Below are 16,404 nucleotides of genomic sequence, written 5' to 3'. Positions count from 1 at the left end.
CAAAATACCGCTACCCAACCTAGGAGACAAAGCATGTCAGCTGTACCCGAAAGCCTGTCAGGAGCTGCGCAAACCGACGCAGACAGCCAGGAAACCCGTGAGTGGATGGACGCCCTGTCCGCCGTCATCGAGAGTGAGGGCCCAGAGCGTGCCCACTTCCTTTTAGAGCAGTTGCTGGAACATGCGCGACAAAAAAGCATTGACATGCCTTTCTCCGCCAACACCGGCTATGTCAACACCATCCCTTCCGACCAGGAAGTGCGTTGCCCTGGCAACATCGAGATCGAAGAGCGCCTGCGCGCCTACATGCGCTGGAACGCCATGGCCATGGTCGTCAAGGCCAATCGCCACCACCCGGTAGACGGCGGTGACCTGGGCGGCCACATCGGCTCGTTTGCCTCGCTGGCCCATATGTTTGGTGCCGGCTTCAACCACTTCTGGCACGCCGAGAACGAAAACCACGGTGGCGACTGCCTCTACATCCAGGGCCACGTGTCGCCCGGCGTGTATGCCCGCGCCTACCTGGAAGGCCGCCTGACCGAAGAGCAACTGCTGAACTTCCGCCAGGAAGTGGACGGCAAGGGCTTGTCCAGCTACCCGCATCCCAAGCTGATGCCCAATTTCTGGCAGTTCCCCACCGTCTCCATGGGCCTGGGCCCGCTGATGGCCATCTACCAGGCCCGTTTCCTGAAATACCTGCACGCCCGTGGCATTGCCGACACTTCCAACCGCAAGGTCTGGGTGTTCTGCGGCGACGGCGAAATGGACGAAGTCGAATCCCTGGGTGCGATTGGCCTGGCCGCGCGTGAAAAGCTCGACAACCTGATCTTTGTGGTGAACTGCAACCTGCAGCGCCTGGACGGCCCGGTGCGCGGCAACGGCAAGATCGTGCAAGAACTCGAAGGCGAATTCCGTGGCTCCGGCTGGAACGTCATCAAGCTGCTGTGGGGCAGCGAGTGGGACCCTCTGCTGGCCCGCGACAAAGACGGCGCTTTGAAGAAACTGATGATGGACACGCTGGACGGCGACTACCAGTCCTTCAAGGCCAACGACGGTGCCTACGTGCGCAAGCATTTCTTCGGCCGCGACCCGCGCACCCTGGAGATGGTCGCCCACATGACCGACGACGAAATCTTCGCCCTGAAGCGCGGCGGCCACGATGCCAAGAAGGTCTACGCGGCCTACCACCAGGCCGTCAACCACAAAGACGAACCCACCGTGCTGCTGATCAAGACCGTCAAGGGCTTCGGCATGGGCAAGAGCGGCGAAGGCAAGAACAACGTCCACCAGACCAAGAAGCTCACCGACGAAGACATCAAGATCTTCCGCGACCGCTTCAACATCCCCATCCCTGACAGCCAACTGGCCGAGATCCCGTTCTTCAAGCCCGCCGACGACACGCCCGAAATGCAGTACCTGCACGAGCGCCGCAAGGCCCTGGGCGGCTACCTGCCACACCGCCGCGTCAAGGCCGACGAGCAGTTCACTGTGCCCGCGCTGGAGACCTTCAAAACCGTGATGGAAGCCACGCCCGAAGGCCGTGAAATCTCCACCACCCAAGCCTATGTGCGCTTTTTGACCACGCTCTTACGCGACCAGGCCCTGGGCCCGCGCGTGGTGCCGATTCTGGTGGACGAAGCCCGTACCTTTGGTATGGAAGGCCTGTTCCGCCAAATCGGTATCTACAACCCGGCTGGCCAGAACTACACCCCGGTCGACAAAGACCAGGTGATGTACTACCGCGAAGACAAGGCCGGTCAGATCCTGCAAGAAGGTATCAACGAAGCCGGTGGCATGGCCAGCTGGATCGCTGCGGCCACCAGCTACAGCACCAGCAACCGCATCATGGTGCCGTTCTATGTGTACTACTCGATGTTCGGCTTCCAGCGCATTGGCGACCTGGCCTGGGCAGCGGGCGACATGCAAGCCCGCGGTTTCCTGCTGGGCGGCACCTCGGGACGCACCACGCTGAACGGCGAAGGCCTGCAGCACGAAGATGGCCACAGCCACATCCTGGCCAACACCATCCCCAACTGCATCAGCTACGACCCCACGTTTGCCCACGAAGTCGGCGTCATCCTGCACCACGGCTTGAAGCGCATGGTGGAAAAGCAGGACAACGTCTACTACTACCTGACGCTGTTGAACGAAAACTACCCCATGCCCGGCCTCACCGCCGGTACGGAAGAGCAGATCATCATGGGCATGTACATGTGCCAGCCTGCTGCCAACGGCAAAGGCACCGTGCAACTGCTGGGCTCGGGCACCATCCTGCGCGAGTCGCTGGCCGCCCAAGAGCTGCTGGCCGCCGACTGGGGCATTGCCGCCAACGTCTGGAGCTGCCCGAGCTTCAACGAGTTGACCCGCGACGGCCAGGATGCCGAGCGTTTCAACCTGCTGCACCCGCTGGAGGCGCCCCGTAGCTGCTTTGTGGCCGACCAACTGGCGGGCTCCACCGGCCCGGTCATCGCGTCCACCGACTACATGAAGGCCTACGCCGAGCAGATCCGTCCGTTCATCCCCAAGGGCCGCACCTACAAAGTGCTGGGCACCGACGGTTTTGGCCGCAGCGACTTCCGCAGCAAGCTGCGCGAACATTTCGAGATCAACCGCCACTACATCGTGGTCGCCACCCTCAAGGCACTCAGCGAAGACGGAACCGTGCCCGCGGCCAAGGTGGCCGAAGCGATTGCCAAGTACGGCATCCAGGCCGACAAGGTCAATCCGCTGTACGCATAAAAAACCCCACCTTGCAGGACCACCACGGGTGGTCCTGCGCGCAACTTTGGAGACACAAACATGGCATTGATTGAAATTCATGTCCCCGATATTGGGGACTTTGACGAGGTGACCGTCATTGAGCTGATGGTCAAACCCGGCGATACCGTCAAGGCCGACCAGTCGCTGATCACCGTCGAATCCGACAAAGCCTCGATGGAAATCCCGTCCAGCAGCGCCGGTGTGGTCAAAGAGATCAAGGTCGCCCTGGGCGACAAGGTCAAGCAGGGCTCTTTGGTGGTAATGCTGGAAGTCGCCGGTGGCGCTGCCGCAGCACCTGCTGAAGCACCAAAAGCGGCCCCAGCGCCCGCTGCACCAGCACAAGCAGCTACAACTCCTGTAGCAGCACCTGCAGCGGCACCTGCCGCCACGGGTCCGGTCGAGATCTTCATCCCTGATATTGGCGACTTCAAGGACGTGACCGTCATCGAAGTCATGGTCAAGGTCGGCGACACCATCAAGCAAGAGCAATCGCTGATCACCGTCGAGAGCGACAAAGCTTCCATGGAAATCCCGTCCTCCACCGCCGGTGTGCTCAAAGAGCTCAAGGTCAAGATGGGTGACAAGGTCAACATCGGCGACCTGTTGGCGATTCTGGAAGGTGCGGCGGCTCCCGCTGCAGCAGCGGCTGCCCCGGCTGCCGCTGCCGCTGCCCCCGCCGCGGCTGCTGCCGTCGCGGCCAGCCCTGCACCTGCTGCTGCGGCTCCAGCCGCCGCTGCGCCTGCCGCCCACAACCCCACCGTCGCCCCCACCGGCGCGTTGCCCCACGCCTCGCCCTCGGTACGCAAGTTCGCCCGCGAACTCGGCGTGCCGCTGGCGGAAGTCAAGGGTACGGGCCGCAAAGGCCGCATCACCGATGCCGACGTGCAAAGCTTCACCGCTTCGGTCATGTCCGGCGCGGTCAAGACGGCGGCCATGGCTGCAAGCCAAGCTAAGTCGGCCCCCGCTGGCGACGGCGGTGGCGGCCTGGGCCTGCTGGCCTGGCCCAAGGTCGACTTTTCCAAGTTCGGCCCGGTCGAGCGCAAGGACATGTCGCGCATCAAGAAGATCAGCGGCGCCAACCTGCACCGCAACTGGGTCATCATTCCGCACGTCACCAACCACGACGACTGCGACATCACCGACCTGGAAGCCTTCCGCGTGCAGATGAACAAGGAAAACGAGAAGGCGGGCATCAAGCTCACCATGCTCGCCTTCATGATCAAAGCCAGCGTGGCCGCGCTCAAGAAGTTCCCCGAGTTCAACAGCTCGCTGGACGGCGACCAACTGGTGATGAAGCAATACTTCAACATCGGCTTCGCCGCAGACACGCCCAACGGCCTGGTGGTCCCGGTCATCAAGGATGCCGACAAAAAAGGTGTGGTCCAGATCAGCACCGAGATGGGCGATCTGGCCAAGAAGGCCCGTGATGGCAAGCTCGGCCCTGCCGACATGAGCGGTGCCTGCTTCACCATCTCCAGCCTGGGCGGCATTGGCGGGCGTTACTTCACGCCCATCATCAACGCCCCCGAAGTCGCCATCATGGGCGTGTGCAAGAGCGCGATCGAACCCAAGTGGGACGGCAAGGCTTTTGTGCCCAAGCTGATGCTGCCGCTGTCGCTGAGCTGGGACCACCGCGTGATCGACGGCGCAGCGGCTGCCCGCTTCAACGCGTACTTCGGCCAGGTCCTCACCGACTTCCGCCGGGTTCTGCTCTGATATGACGACCGTCGTCGTGGTCAAAAAAGCCGGTGTGGTGGCCATTGCGGCCGACACGCTGGTGACCTTCGGCGACACCCGCCTGGGCCAACGTTTCGAAGACAACAGCAAAATCTTCAAGATCGACACCCCGGCGGGCCCCAGCTTTGTGGGCATGGCAGGCACCGTGGCGCACTTTCCCGCGCTGCGCCTGGCCATGGCCGGGCTGCCGCCCGAGCAGCTTTTGCTGGGCAGCAAAGACGAGGTGTTCACCACCTTCACCAAGCTGCACCCGGTGCTGAAAGAAGCCTTCTTTCTGCAGACCAAAGAAGACGACAACGACCCCTACGAGTCCAGCCAGTTCAGCGTGGTGGTGGCCAACGCCACCGGCATCTACGGCCTGTACAGCTACCGCGAAGTGTTCGAGTTCAAGGAATTCTGGGGCATAGGCTCTGGCCGCAGCTTCGCGCTGGGCGCTCTGCACGCCACCTGGGGCAGCGCCAAGTCGGCCCGCGATCTGGCCTTGCTCGGTGTGCAAGCCGCCTGCGAATTCGACAAGAACTCCGCCGGGCCGGTAGAGGTTTTTACCGTCAAGTTAAAGAAATAAGTGGAGATCAAACAAATGGCATCCCTGGAAATCAAAGTCCCTGACATCGGCGATTTCGACGAAGTCACCGTCATCGAGCTGATGGTCAAAGTGGGCGACACCGTCAAACCCGACCAGTCCCTGATTACTGTGGAAAGCGACAAAGCCTCCATGGAAATCCCGTCCAGCGATGGCGGCGTGGTCACCGCGCTGAACGTCAAGCTGGGCGACAAGGTCAAGATGGGCTCCGTTGTGTTGGTGCTCGAAGCTGCCGGTGGTGCTTCTGCACCCAAAGCGGCTCCTGCGCCCACTGCACCGGCACAAGCAGCTCCTGTTTCTGTAGCGGCTGCCCCCGCACCCACCGCCTCCAGTTTTGCCGGTACAGCCGATCTGGAATGCGACGTGCTGGTTCTCGGCGGCGGCCCCGGCGGCTACTCGGCTGCCTTCCGCGCAGCCGACCTGGGCCTGAAGGTCGTCATCGTCGAGCGTTACGCCACCCTGGGTGGCGTGTGCCTGAACGTGGGCTGCATCCCCTCCAAAGCCCTGCTGCACGTGGCCGCGGTGATGGACGAAGTCAGCCACCTGGGTGCCCTGGGCATCGAATTCGGCAAGCCCGAAGTCAGCATCGACAAGCTGCGCGGCCACAAGGAAAAGGTCATCGCCAAGCTGACCGGTGGCCTGGCGGCCATGGCCAAGATGCGCAAGGTCACCACCGTGCGCGGCGTGGGCTCGTTCGTCGGTGCCAACCACCTGCAGGTTGAAGAAACCACCGGCGCCCAAGGCCAGGAAAAGACCGGCAAAACCCAGACCATCGCTTTCAAGAAGGCCATCATCGCTGCAGGCAGCCAGGCCGTGCGCCTGCCTTTCATGCCCAATGACCCGCGCGTGGTGGACAGCACCGGCGCGCTGGCGCTCAAGGAAGTGCCCAAGCGCATGCTGATCCTGGGCGGCGGCATCATCGGCCTGGAGATGGGCACCGTCTACAGCACCCTGGGCGCACGCCTGGACGTGGTGGAAATGCTCGACGGCCTGATGCAGGGTGCCGACCGCGACCTGGTCAAGATCTGGCAAAAGATGAACGCGCCGCGTTTCGACAACATCATGCTCAAGACCAAGACCGTCTCCGCACGCGCCTTGCCCGAAGGCATCGAGGTTACCTTCGCATCGGCAGAAGAGGGCGGCACCGCCCCCGCACCCCAGGTCTACGACCTGGTGCTGCAAGCCGTGGGCCGCACGCCCAACGGCAAGAAAATCGCTGCCGATAAAGCCGGTGTGGCGGTGACCGACCGTGGCTTCATCAACGTCGACATCCAGATGCGCACCAATGTGCCGCACATCTTCGCCATCGGCGACATCGTCGGCCAACCCATGCTGGCCCACAAGGCGGTGCACGAAGCGCATGTGGCCGCGGAAGTGATTGCTGGTGAACTGCAAGGCAACAAAGAGCTGGCAGCCGCCGCCTTCAACGCCCGCGTCATCCCCAGCGTGGCCTACACCGACCCCGAAGTCGCCTGGGTCGGCCTCACCGAAGACCAGGCCAAGGCCCAAGGCATCAAGGTCAAGAAGGGCCTGTTCCCCTGGACCGCCTCCGGCCGCGCCATCGCCAATGGCCGCGACGAAGGTGTCACCAAGCTCCTGTTCGACGACAGCCCCGAAGCCCACGGCCACGGCAAGATCCTCGGCGGCGGCATGGTCGGCACGCATGCAGGTGACATGATCGGCGAAATCGCCCTGGCCATCGAGATGGGCGCGGATGTGGTGGACATCGGCAAGACCATCCACCCCCACCCCACGCTGGGCGAAAGCATCGGCATGGCGGCAGAAGTGGCGCATGGCAGCTGCACGGATTTGCCGCCTGCGAAGAAGTAAGTTATTGAATTGCTACTGATTCAGTAGCTGGCCGCGCTGGTTCCGAAAGGACTGCGCGGCTTTTTCATGTATTTTTTTGAAACAAGGCGCCGATCTGCCGACGGTTTCTGAATACTATTCAACGACACACGCCCTTTCCTCTGCATGGCTCACTTTGCCCATACCTACCGCTACGTCCAACCTTCGGTGCTGGACTTTGGCGGTGGTGCACGCATCCGACTGGCCACCTCTTCTCCTGGGTCCAACCCCCACCCGCACTTCTTCGAGGGCGTACTCCACCAGCCCCAGCTCTGCGCCCAATTGCTCAGCGCGGTGCATCTCCTGGTGGGTTCGCGATTTTTTACACCGGCCAATAGCGTGGGTCTGGCGATTGCGCTGGCGGACCCGGTGGTCACATCCGGTGGCGGCATGTTGCGCCTGGAGGGGTTTTCGGCCTGCTGCAGCAGCTACATCCGGGTGGATATTGAGCCGCAAGCCTATGCGGGCGATATCGTCGGCAAGGGCACCACCAATATCGATTTCAATGCCCCTATGCGCGAAGCCTTGGCCAAGGTGCGCGACGCGGATGGTTTGGGTCTGTCGGTGGGCAGCACGGAATTTGTGTTGCACTCAGCCGACGCATCGGTGGTGGAAAAGAAAGTAGAGCTGCCGCTGCGCTGGTTGCGCGGCATGGTGGCCGTGCAGGCTTACCAGGCAGCCATGCATAAAGTGTTTGAGGTGGGAGCCGTGGCGGCCCTGCGCTTTTTGCGTAGCCTGCCCAAGGCATCGACCAGCAAGACACCCTTGTGGGTTGTTGCGGGCCCGCAAGGTTTGCGTACCACTGCACAGAGTGACGGCAGTGGCGTGCGTTTTACCGACAGCCGTCGCCTGCGGGTGCTGGAAAGCCTGTTGCCCAAAGCCAAGGCCTTGACGCTGTATGCCGACCCCCAGCAGCAAGCCAGCGCCTGGTGTCTGGACTTTGGCCCCATGCGCCTGACGCTGGTGCTCAGTGCCGAAGTCTGGCGTGGGTTTTCGGGCGAAGGGCAAGCGCTGTCTGCGCTGGTATCGGCTGATGGTGATCACTCCATTTCCGCCGTGCGCGCTCAGCTCAACTGGCAAGACATGCTGCGCACTGGTGCGCTGGCCGAAAAGCTGCATCGGCCAGTGGATGAGATTGACCGCGCCTTGCAGGTGCTGGGCATATCGGGCCTGGTGGGTTTTGATTTGCTCCAGAGCGCTTATTTCCACCGCGTCCTGCCATTTGACCTGGCCCTGCTGGAGGATATGCATCCCCGCCTGGCCGATGCACGGGCTTTGTTGCGGGATGGTGCCGTGAGCCTGATATCCGCCATGCCGCTGGAGGCGCAGGTGCAGAGTGCGGATGTGCGCTACCACGTGCGCGAACGGGACGGCCAGATGCACTGCACTTGCCCCTGGTTTGCCAAGCACGAGGGCGAGCGCGGTCCATGCAAGCATGTGCTGGCCGCGCAGGCCGCAGCCTATTCCAACCCCTCGTAGTCCCCATTACCGTATGCCGAATACTGAACCCGAACCGACTTGCTACCCACCACTGGAAGCACGCATACTTGCCGGTGATGTGCAGGGAGTGATGGACGTGGTCGATGCCATGGACGCTGCAGAAAAGGCGACCAGCCTGCTTGCTGTACAGGACCTAATGTCCAGCCGGTGGCGCATGCGCCAGGGTAGCGACAAGGCCCAGACTAATCGCCTGTTTCGCGCCATCGACCTGGCCCGCTTCATGTGCTCCGCCGAGCACCCTCGATCAGACTACTGGATGCACATCGGCGTGGAGGATATTGCCACTTTCAAGCAGCGCTACCAGCCCGCACCATCTCAGCAGCCTATCGAGAAGCAGTTGCGCGGCGAGCACAACTGGCATTACCCACACCACATCCACCGGGCCGTCATTGCGGGTCTGGTGGAGCGTCCGCAGAGCGAAGAGTATGTGGATGCTTTGTTTTTTGGCGATTTGCGCGCAGAGTCCAACGTCATCCTGAAGCATGTAGACGCGGACCCAGGCCTGGCACCTCATCTGCTTCAACTGTTTGAACGCGAGGGTACGTCTGACGGCAGCTTCGCCGCCCGGGAAAAATATTGCCACGACCCAGAGCTCTACTGGAGCTACGCCTTCATGGCCTTGTGCGAGCGAGGCACTTACACCCGCATGCAACTCCTGGACAAGACCCTGGGGGCGCTGGCCTGTGACTGGCCCCAGTTCAAGTCTGGCTGGTTCTCGCGGTTTCACGAGATTCTGGCCCCCAAGGTCGATGAAATGGCTCCCTTTGTGCAGCGCTACCTGGCGCTGTGCCATAGCCGCATCGCGCCGACAGTGAGCCTGGCCATGGATGCCATTACCTTGTTGTACAAAGCGGGAAAAGTGGCCGACGGGCCACTGTGCGAGGCTATGCAGCCGGTTATTTCCTCGGCGGTCAAGGGCCGGGTGGTGTCCGCGCTTGATCTATTGGGCCAGGTAGTGAAAAAGTCACCGCAGCGAGGCTGCACCGCCAGCGCTATCGCCGTGCATGCCCTGGGCCACACCGCTGCCGATGTGCAAAAGAAGGCCATCGCTGCGTTGCAGTCCTGGGGAATGGATGCGACAACCCAGGAGCTCGTGCGGGGTGGCTGCCGTGAACCAAGTGGCACTGGGCGCGTTGCTAGGGGGCGAAGCCCAGCCCCAAGCTCCCGTCATTGCGAATGCGTGCACAACAGCCACGTCCGGGAGGCTATCGCCACTGGACCCTGGCCGTGCGCTGCAGCCTTTGACCCAGATACCCGATCTGGTCGAGGGCATGGCCTATGTGCTGGAGAACCCGGACGACGTGGACCAGTGGGAGCGGGTGGCCGAAGCCTTGGTGCGCATGGCCCCGATACCAGCAACCGACCGCGCAGCGTTTTTGGCCTTGAAGAAGCGTGCCAAGCGCTTCGACTGGCACACAAAACCCTTGGGCTTTGCGCTCGCCCGGCTGATGGCCTGCGCGGTGGACGGTGAAGACACGTCTGCTGATGCCCTGCATTTAAGGCCCGATGCGGATGTGACATCGGCGCACTTCATCGCCTGGCGCACGCTCAGCCTCATCGCGCAGGCGCGTACGGGTGCGGGGCTGCCGCCGCTGTCCACGCCCACACACCGTGGCGGCTTTATCGACCCCCGGCAACTGGCTGCACGTATTGCCACCTATACAAAAGCGGGTGTTGGTATTGCTACAGCCGAACGCACTTTTGCGCAGATGCGTACCGTGCCGTCGGCCCCAGGCCAGGTCCTGGCGGCATTTGAGTGGCACGTCACCAGCAGCGATCCTTCGGAAGGTGGCTATGTGTTCCACACCTTGCATGTAGTCGCCAACCCCCAGCCGCAGCCCTTGCACGACCAGGACTTTGCCGCGTTGCTGTTCATCAAACATTTGGCGGGTGGGCGCTGGGGGACCGAGCACGACGCATCCCACATCCGTTTTGCCGCCAGCTTACAGCCAGGCGACCTGGAGCCCTTCTTCGCCGAGGCAGCGAAGGCACTCGGCAATAACCTGGACTGGTGGGAAGCCCAATGGCAAAACCGTGTCTATCTCGACGTGTTGCTGGAACCTACGACCGCCATGGCCCCCATGGCCTGCCTGGCGCTGGGCCTGGCCCTGGCGGGTAAGGAGCCCGGCCAAACGGCGCTGGCGGTAGATGCTCTGGTAAGCAGTGTGCAAGACGGTCGCCTGGACATTACCGCCATGGGTAATTTGCTTGCGCGCCTGTGGGCCACGCCCTTGGTAAAGGGTCCGCGTTACGGCAAAAGCTTGGCCGCAGCGGCGCATGCCGATGCTGCCATGCCCGCACCGGTGTTTTCGCTGCTCTGTGCCATGGTGGCCGTCCAACCCGAAGCGCCCCGTAAAGACCTGGCACCGCTGTTGGAACTGCTGCTGGAGTTGAAGCTGGCGCACCACCTCGCGTTGCCCAACCCCACGCGCACGGCGCTGGCCGCCATGCGTTTGAGCGGCAAAAGCAAATTGGCGACGCAGAGTATTTTGGGGTGATGTACTGGACCGCATTGCCAGCTTCGCAGTGCTTTGCGTACAGTCTGACCGCAGAAACGGCGCATGGTGGCTGCACAGACTTGCCGCCTGCGAAGAAGTAGAGCCGAATCCAAGTCCCCATGAAAAAGACCCGGACCGGCGACGGTTCGGGCTTTTTGCTGCGTGGGCGGAGGATGTGTAGGCTCGGCGTTGGCATTCCAGGTCAAGCAGTCACAATCGTGCGTGATCCTTGAGGCAAGACCGGGGACTACCCGGGAGTTGATGAATGCAGAGAAGGCCCACCATGACAGCGCAACCCCCTAAACCCAAAGGCAAGAAGACCGCCGAGATCATTGCTCCCGAAGGTTTCACACCTTTGCTCGGCGCTTTGCGCCAGCTCATTACCGACTCGCGCCAGCAGGTGTTGCGGGCGGTGGATGTGGTGCAGGTGTAAACCTATTGGCGCATTGTGCAGCACATCGTGGAGTTCGAGCAGGGCGGGGCGCAACGGGCAGCCTATGGGCAGCGTTTGCTGCCCCAGTTGGGGCAGGCGCTGGCGGCAGAGTTTGGGCGGGGCTTCGACGCCACCAATTTGCGGCATATGCGGGGGTTCTACCAGGCCTTTCCAATTCGCGACGCACTGCGTCGCGAATTGAGCTGGACGCACTACCGCCTGCTGCTGCGGGTGGACAGCGCCGAGGCTCGAAAGTGGTATGTGCAAGAGGCGGCGGCCCAGAACTGGAGCACGCGCGCGCTGGAACGGCAAATTGGTAGCCTGTATTTCGAACGACTCTTGTTGAGCCAAGATAAGGCTGGCGTGACATCCGAAGCACAAACCAAGCTGAGTGAGCTGGAGCAATCGCCTCGCGCTTTCGTGCGCGATCCGGTGATGCTGGAATTCTTGGGCCTGCCTGACACGGGCCGACTGCTGGAAGCCAAGCTGGAGACGGCCTTGATGGACAAGCTGCAACAGTTTTTGATGGAGCTGGGCAAGGGCTTTGCCTTTGTGGCCCGCCAACAGCGCATTAGCACCGAAACGCAAGACTTCTATATCGACTTGGTGTTTTACAACTACCTGCTCAAGTGCTTTGTGCTGATCGACCTGAAAACCGGGCCGCTCACGCACCAAGACGTGGGGCAGATGGACATGTATGTGCGCATGTACGACGACCTGCGCCGGGGCGAGGGTGACAACCCTACGGTGGGCATCCTGCTGTGCGGCAGCAAAGACCAGTCAATCGTGCGCTACTCCGTGCTCAACGACAGTGAGCAGCTCTTTGCCAGCAAATACCGTTTGGTACTGCCCAGTGAGGAAGAACTGCGGCTGGAACTGCAGCGTGACAGAGAAGAGATTGAGGCCCAAAAAAAACTGTGTGAAGAAGACGAAACCTGATCGGACTCCGCCAAAAAACGGGTCAAGACCCTCTGGGCTACCACGCTGGTTAAGCACAATGAATTTCTGAAAGAGCCGGGAGTCGGACTGGCCAACCCACCCGGGCCGCATAATGGCCGATGACAGACCCCACCCCTCCCCACAAGCGCCGCGTACGTTACGCGGGCACCCATCCCCGCCAGTTTGAAGAAAAGTACAAAGAGTTGGACCCCACGCGCCATGCGGCGGAGGTGGACAAGGTCATGCTGCGCGGGCAAACGCCTGCGGGCATGCACCGTTCGATTTGTGTGGACGAAATCCTCGCCATCCTGAAACCTGTGCCCGGCGAAACCGGGGTGGACCTGACCCTGGGTTTTGGTGGCCACATGCTGGCCATGCTGCCGCTGGTGCAGCCGGGGGGGCGTATGTTTGGCATGGATGTGGACCCGATCGAGCTGCCCCGCACCACGGCGCGTCTGCGTGCCCTGGGCTTTGGTGACGAGGCGCTGATCGTGCACCGCGCTAACTTCAGCGAACTGGCCACTTTGCTGCCGCAAGCGGGTGGCGGTTTCGACTTTGCGCTGGCCGACCTGGGCGTGTCGTCCATGCAAATCGACAACCCGGCACGGGGCTTCAGTTTCCGGGCCGACGGGCCTTTGGATTTGCGGCTGGACCCGACCAGCGGCCAGTCGGCCAGCGAGCTGCTGCTGTGCGTGACCCGGCACCGGCTGCGCGACTTGCTCACCGACAATTCCGACGAGCCTTTTGCCCTGCCATTGGCCGCCGCCCTGCAAGGCCAGTACCTGGAAACCACCGTGCAGCTCGCCGACCTGGTGCGCGCCACCATGGAGCTGGCGTACAAGCGCAGCATGCCCGCAGAAGAACGCCTGGCCGAGACCAAAAAGGTGCTGCAGCGCACCTTCCAGGCGTTGCGCATCGAGGTGAATGACGAGTTTGGCGTGCTCGACACGATGTTGCTGAACCTGCCCGCCTGCCTGAAGCCGGGCGGGCGCGTGGCGATTCTGAGCTTTCACTCCGGCGAAGACCGGCGGGTGAAAAAGTGCTTTCAAACCGGCGAGCGCAACGGCACCTTCAGCAGCGTGGCCCCAGACCCGATCCGCGCCTCGTATGAAGAGCAGCGCAGCAACCCCCGTTCCTCGTCGGCCAAGTTGCGCTGGGCGGTGCGGGCACTGCACTGAGGCCTGGCTGGTTATGCATAAAAACCGCACTTACCGCCCATCGGATGGGTGCAAGTAGCTATATTTTTGAGAGCGGCGTGCCGGGCTACTCGGTCCAGCGGTCTTCTGCGATGGGCGCTTTGTCGCCTACCTTGTTCCAGGCGACTTGGGCCAATTCACGGCTGTTCGCTGCCGCCCGTTTCTCAAAGAATTTGGCCGTCTCCATGGCACTGATTTTTTCGGCAATGGCCACCACGAAGAACTGGTTCATGGTGGTGTCATCGGCAGCGGCAATTCGCTTGGCAGCAAGCTTGAGGGACTCGGGTAGGCGCAGGGCGTAATTGCTCATGGGTGTGAACTCCGTTGAACGGCAAGTTTGAATTGCTTAAAAGCCTGCTCAGGGTTGAGTACCGGTATGCCAAAAAGTTTAGCGGGCTGGAAATTCCGCAGGTTGTAGGTCACCAGGGCATCCGCCTGGGCATTGGCGGCTGCTTCCAGCACCATTTCATCTGCGGGGTCACGCAGCTGGGGCCGCCATTGGTAATGCGTGCTCACCGGCGTAATCAGTCCCGCAAGCTCATTCAAAATGGCATCGATGTCACTCGCCAGAAGCCCCGACGCGCCGAACTGGTTAGGGCGCTTGAGCACATGCTCGTACTCTAAAAAAAGTGCTGGACTACAGCACATGGTGACATTGCCAAGCCGGACGAGTTGCACCAAAGCGAACGAGGGCCCATGCCGATTGCGTGTGGCTGCCACCAATATGTTGGTATCCCAAACCAATTTTGGCAATATTTTCATATTGCTGGTGGTGTTGGCATGAGGCGGATCTACATGCCGCGCGAACCATCTCCGTTTGATCTGCATAGAGGGCAGCAGCAAGTCTGCCAGGTCGCCACACCGGCTTGGCTTACAATCCAAGTGCTACAGATTCAATAGCTATTCACGCCCATTCCATCAGCGGTGGGTGCCAATTTCATCCATAAATACCAAGTTTTATCCTGATGCAAGCCCTGCTCAACGCCATCGCCACGATGGACCTGCGCACCGATGCGCAGCGCATATTCCATGGCCGGGGTGGTTTGTACCCGGGCTGCGAACAGTGGGCGCTGGACGCGTTCCCGCCGGTGTGGGTGTTGACCAGCTTCCAGCCCGCAGCCGACGAAGAGCTGGCCACCATCGGCGCGGCCCTGGCTGCGCGCTGGCAGCAACTGGCGCCCGACCAGCCGCTGAACTGGGTCTACCAGTGCCGCTTCGATGGCCGCACCGAGACCCGGCTGATGGCCGGTGCCGTGCCCGACCCGCATGTGGTCACCGAGCAGGGCGCGCGCTACAAGCTGCATGTGCTCAAGGGGCAGAACCACGGCCTGTTTCTAGACATGGCCGAGGGGCGGCGCTGGGTGCGCCAGCATGTGGAGGCCTTGGCCCAGGTGCCGGGCCGCGCGGAATACCGGGTGCTGAACCTGTTTGCCTACACTTGCGCGTTCTCGGTGGTGGCCTTGCAGGCCGGGGCCAAGCATGTGGTGAATGTGGACATGGGGCAGGGGGCCATCGCCATCGGGCAACAGAACCACCGGCTCAACGGCCTGGTCACCGGGGCCAGCTTTTTGCCGCACGACATCTTCACCACCTGGGGCAAGATCAACCGCGGCGGGCCGTACGACCTGGTGATCGTCGACCCGCCCAGCTTCCAGCGCGGCAGCTTTGTGGCCACCAAGGACTACGCCCGCCTGATGCGCCGCCTGCCCGATCTGCTGATGCACGGCGGCCATGTGCTGCTGTGCCTGAACGCGCCCGAGCTGGGCATGGCGTTTTTGCAAGACCAGATGCGCGAACTGGCCCCGGAGCTGGTGTTTGTGGAGCGGCTGGCCAACCCGGCGGCGTTTGCCGATGTGTCGGATGAGCGGGCGCTGAAGGTGCTGGTGTACCGCGCACCATAAAAAAAGCCCCGGCTGTGGGGCCGGGGCTTTGTGCAGGGACTGCAGTTCTTACATCTGCTGGATGCCCGACAGCACCCAACCACCCGCGCCTTGCAGCGGCTTGGTCAAATGCCAGACTTCGTCGAACGGCTCGGACGGTGCCGTAGCCTCTTCGCGGATCAGGCCGGTGAAGCGCACGCTCACCACGTAGTAGCCATTTTCTTCAGCCACTTCCAGCACATCGCCGTCGATGTTGACCACATCGGTTTGCTGCGCAGCGGCACCACGGTCGCTCAGGTCCATCTTCAGCTGGGCAAACATTTCCGGCGTGGTGAACTGGCGGATGTCGTCCAGGTTACCGGCATCGTTGGCGGCTTGCAGGCGGATGAAATTGACCTTGGCGTTGCGCACAAAGCTGGCCACATCGAAGTCCGCAGGGATGGCCGAGCGCACAGGAACGCTGCCACCGATGCCGGAACCAATGCTGGAGCCGATGCTGGAACCGGTCACATGGCTGGAAGTGCCGGGCATTTCCATCTTGTAGGCAGGCGCAGCGGGCGACAGGTGGGTGGGGGCACCTGCTCCGGCGTACTGCATGCCACCGGTAGCACCGGTAGCACCGGCCTTGGCCGCAGCGCGTTTGCGCAGGAAGAAGCCCACGGCCAGCATGATGGCGGCGGCCAGCAGGCCCATCATCATCATGGAAGCCAGTTCGTCACCAAAGCCGAAGTGCGATGCCAATGCGGCCAGGCCCAGGCCGGCGGCGATACCGGCCAGCGGGCCCATCCACGAGCGTTTGGGCGCGGCGGCAGCGGGTGCAGCAGCGGCCGCAGGGTTGGCTGCGTTCGTTTGTGCTGGAGCGGCCGTGGGGGCCTTGTTCGGCGTGGTGTCGCGCTGCATGCCAAGCGATTTGCCTGCGCCCATGCGTTTTGCGGCTTCCGCGTCGGTCGCGACCGTGGACATGCCCAGGGCCATGACCACAGCCAGCAGGGAAAGTAATTTTTTCATGTGTTCTCCAGCAAAAACGAGT

Annotated in this window: 14 protein-coding genes and 1 pseudogene; 12 read left to right on the top strand and 3 right to left on the bottom strand. The window is 62.1% G+C overall.

Annotation, left to right across the window (positions count from 1 at the left end; translation table 11 throughout):
• Nucleotides 1-33: 33 nt before the first annotated feature.
• From aceE to rsmH, 11 genes and pseudogenes are all read left to right on the top strand, one after another.
• Nucleotides 34-2,739: a pyruvate dehydrogenase (acetyl-transferring), homodimeric type gene (aceE, locus tag AC097O_RS20990; protein WP_479594828.1), complete on the top strand. Its 2,706-nt coding sequence runs from the start codon at nt 34-36 to the stop codon at nt 2,737-2,739.
• Between the two features lie 60 nt (nt 2,740-2,799).
• Nucleotides 2,800-4,476 (top strand): dihydrolipoyllysine-residue acetyltransferase, encoded by a 1,677-nt coding sequence (aceF, locus tag AC097O_RS20985; protein ID WP_479594826.1) that lies wholly within the window; start codon nt 2,800-2,802, stop codon nt 4,474-4,476.
• Between the two features lies 1 nt (nt 4,477).
• A complete protein-coding gene (locus tag AC097O_RS20980) occupies nt 4,478-5,062 on the top strand; it encodes an MFS transporter (protein WP_315241882.1) in 585 nt (194 codons plus the stop codon).
• Between the two features lie 15 nt (nt 5,063-5,077).
• The gene (gene lpdA, locus AC097O_RS20975; RefSeq protein ID WP_479594824.1) at nt 5,078-6,910 is read left to right on the top strand and encodes a dihydrolipoyl dehydrogenase; all 1,833 of its coding nucleotides are present in this window, start codon (nt 5,078-5,080) and stop codon (nt 6,908-6,910) included.
• Nucleotides 6,911-7,054: 144 nt separating this feature from the next.
• Nucleotides 7,055-8,407 (top strand): SWIM zinc finger family protein, encoded by a 1,353-nt coding sequence (locus tag AC097O_RS20970; protein ID WP_479594822.1) that lies wholly within the window; start codon nt 7,055-7,057, stop codon nt 8,405-8,407.
• Nucleotides 8,364-9,899, top strand: coding sequence for a DUF6493 family protein (locus AC097O_RS20965; RefSeq protein ID WP_479594820.1), 1,536 nt, complete (start codon nt 8,364-8,366; stop codon nt 9,897-9,899). Before AC097O_RS20970 ends, AC097O_RS20965 begins: the two co-directional genes overlap by 44 nt.
• Nucleotides 9,787-10,074 (top strand): annotated as a pseudogene (locus AC097O_RS20960) (hypothetical protein); the annotation flags it as partial. The gene AC097O_RS20965 and the pseudogene AC097O_RS20960, both read left to right, overlap by 113 nt.
• 63 nt (nt 10,075-10,137) lie before the next feature.
• Nucleotides 10,138-10,926, top strand: coding sequence for a DUF7825 domain-containing protein (locus AC097O_RS20955; RefSeq protein WP_479594860.1), 789 nt, complete (start codon nt 10,138-10,140; stop codon nt 10,924-10,926).
• 283 nt (nt 10,927-11,209) lie between these two features.
• The gene (locus AC097O_RS20950) at nt 11,210-11,359 is read left to right on the top strand and encodes a hypothetical protein (protein ID WP_479594818.1); all 150 of its coding nucleotides are present in this window, start codon (nt 11,210-11,212) and stop codon (nt 11,357-11,359) included.
• Between the two features lie 12 nt (nt 11,360-11,371).
• Nucleotides 11,372-12,298, top strand: a complete 927-nt coding sequence (locus AC097O_RS20945; protein ID WP_479594858.1) for a PDDEXK nuclease domain-containing protein — start codon at nt 11,372-11,374, stop codon at nt 12,296-12,298.
• Between the two features lie 119 nt (nt 12,299-12,417).
• Entirely contained in the window at nt 12,418-13,476 is a 1,059-nt protein-coding gene (rsmH, locus tag AC097O_RS20940; RefSeq protein ID WP_479594816.1) for a 16S rRNA (cytosine(1402)-N(4))-methyltransferase RsmH, read from the top strand.
• Between the two features lie 85 nt (nt 13,477-13,561).
• Here the strand turns inward: rsmH and AC097O_RS20935 are convergent, their stop codons facing one another.
• Nucleotides 13,562-13,804 carry a hypothetical protein gene (locus AC097O_RS20935; protein WP_479594814.1) on the bottom strand — a complete coding sequence of 81 codons (243 nt, stop codon included), beginning with the start codon at nt 13,802-13,804 and terminating at the stop codon, nt 13,562-13,564.
• The gene (locus AC097O_RS20930; RefSeq protein ID WP_479594811.1) at nt 13,801-14,322 is read right to left on the bottom strand and encodes a putative toxin-antitoxin system toxin component, PIN family; all 522 of its coding nucleotides are present in this window, start codon (nt 14,320-14,322) and stop codon (nt 13,801-13,803) included. The genes AC097O_RS20935 and AC097O_RS20930 overlap by 4 nt, the downstream gene beginning before the upstream one ends.
• Before the next feature lie 137 nt (nt 14,323-14,459).
• On the opposite strand from AC097O_RS20930, the gene AC097O_RS20925 reads away from it, so the two are divergent.
• Nucleotides 14,460-15,395, top strand: coding sequence for a class I SAM-dependent methyltransferase (locus tag AC097O_RS20925; RefSeq protein ID WP_479594808.1), 936 nt, complete (start codon nt 14,460-14,462; stop codon nt 15,393-15,395).
• A 48-nt stretch (nt 15,396-15,443) separates the two neighbouring features.
• Here AC097O_RS20925 and AC097O_RS20920 read toward each other — a convergent pair whose 3' ends face one another.
• Complete coding sequence (locus AC097O_RS20920) at nt 15,444-16,382, bottom strand: Tim44 domain-containing protein (RefSeq protein ID WP_479594806.1); 939 nt, start codon at nt 16,380-16,382, stop codon at nt 15,444-15,446.
• Between the last annotated feature and the right edge of the window lie 22 nt (nt 16,383-16,404).

The organism is Rhodoferax sp. LS1P39, assembly GCF_056521425.1.
The sequence above is the reverse complement of the archived record's forward strand: the minus strand, read 5'-3'. Positions and strand labels throughout refer to the sequence as shown.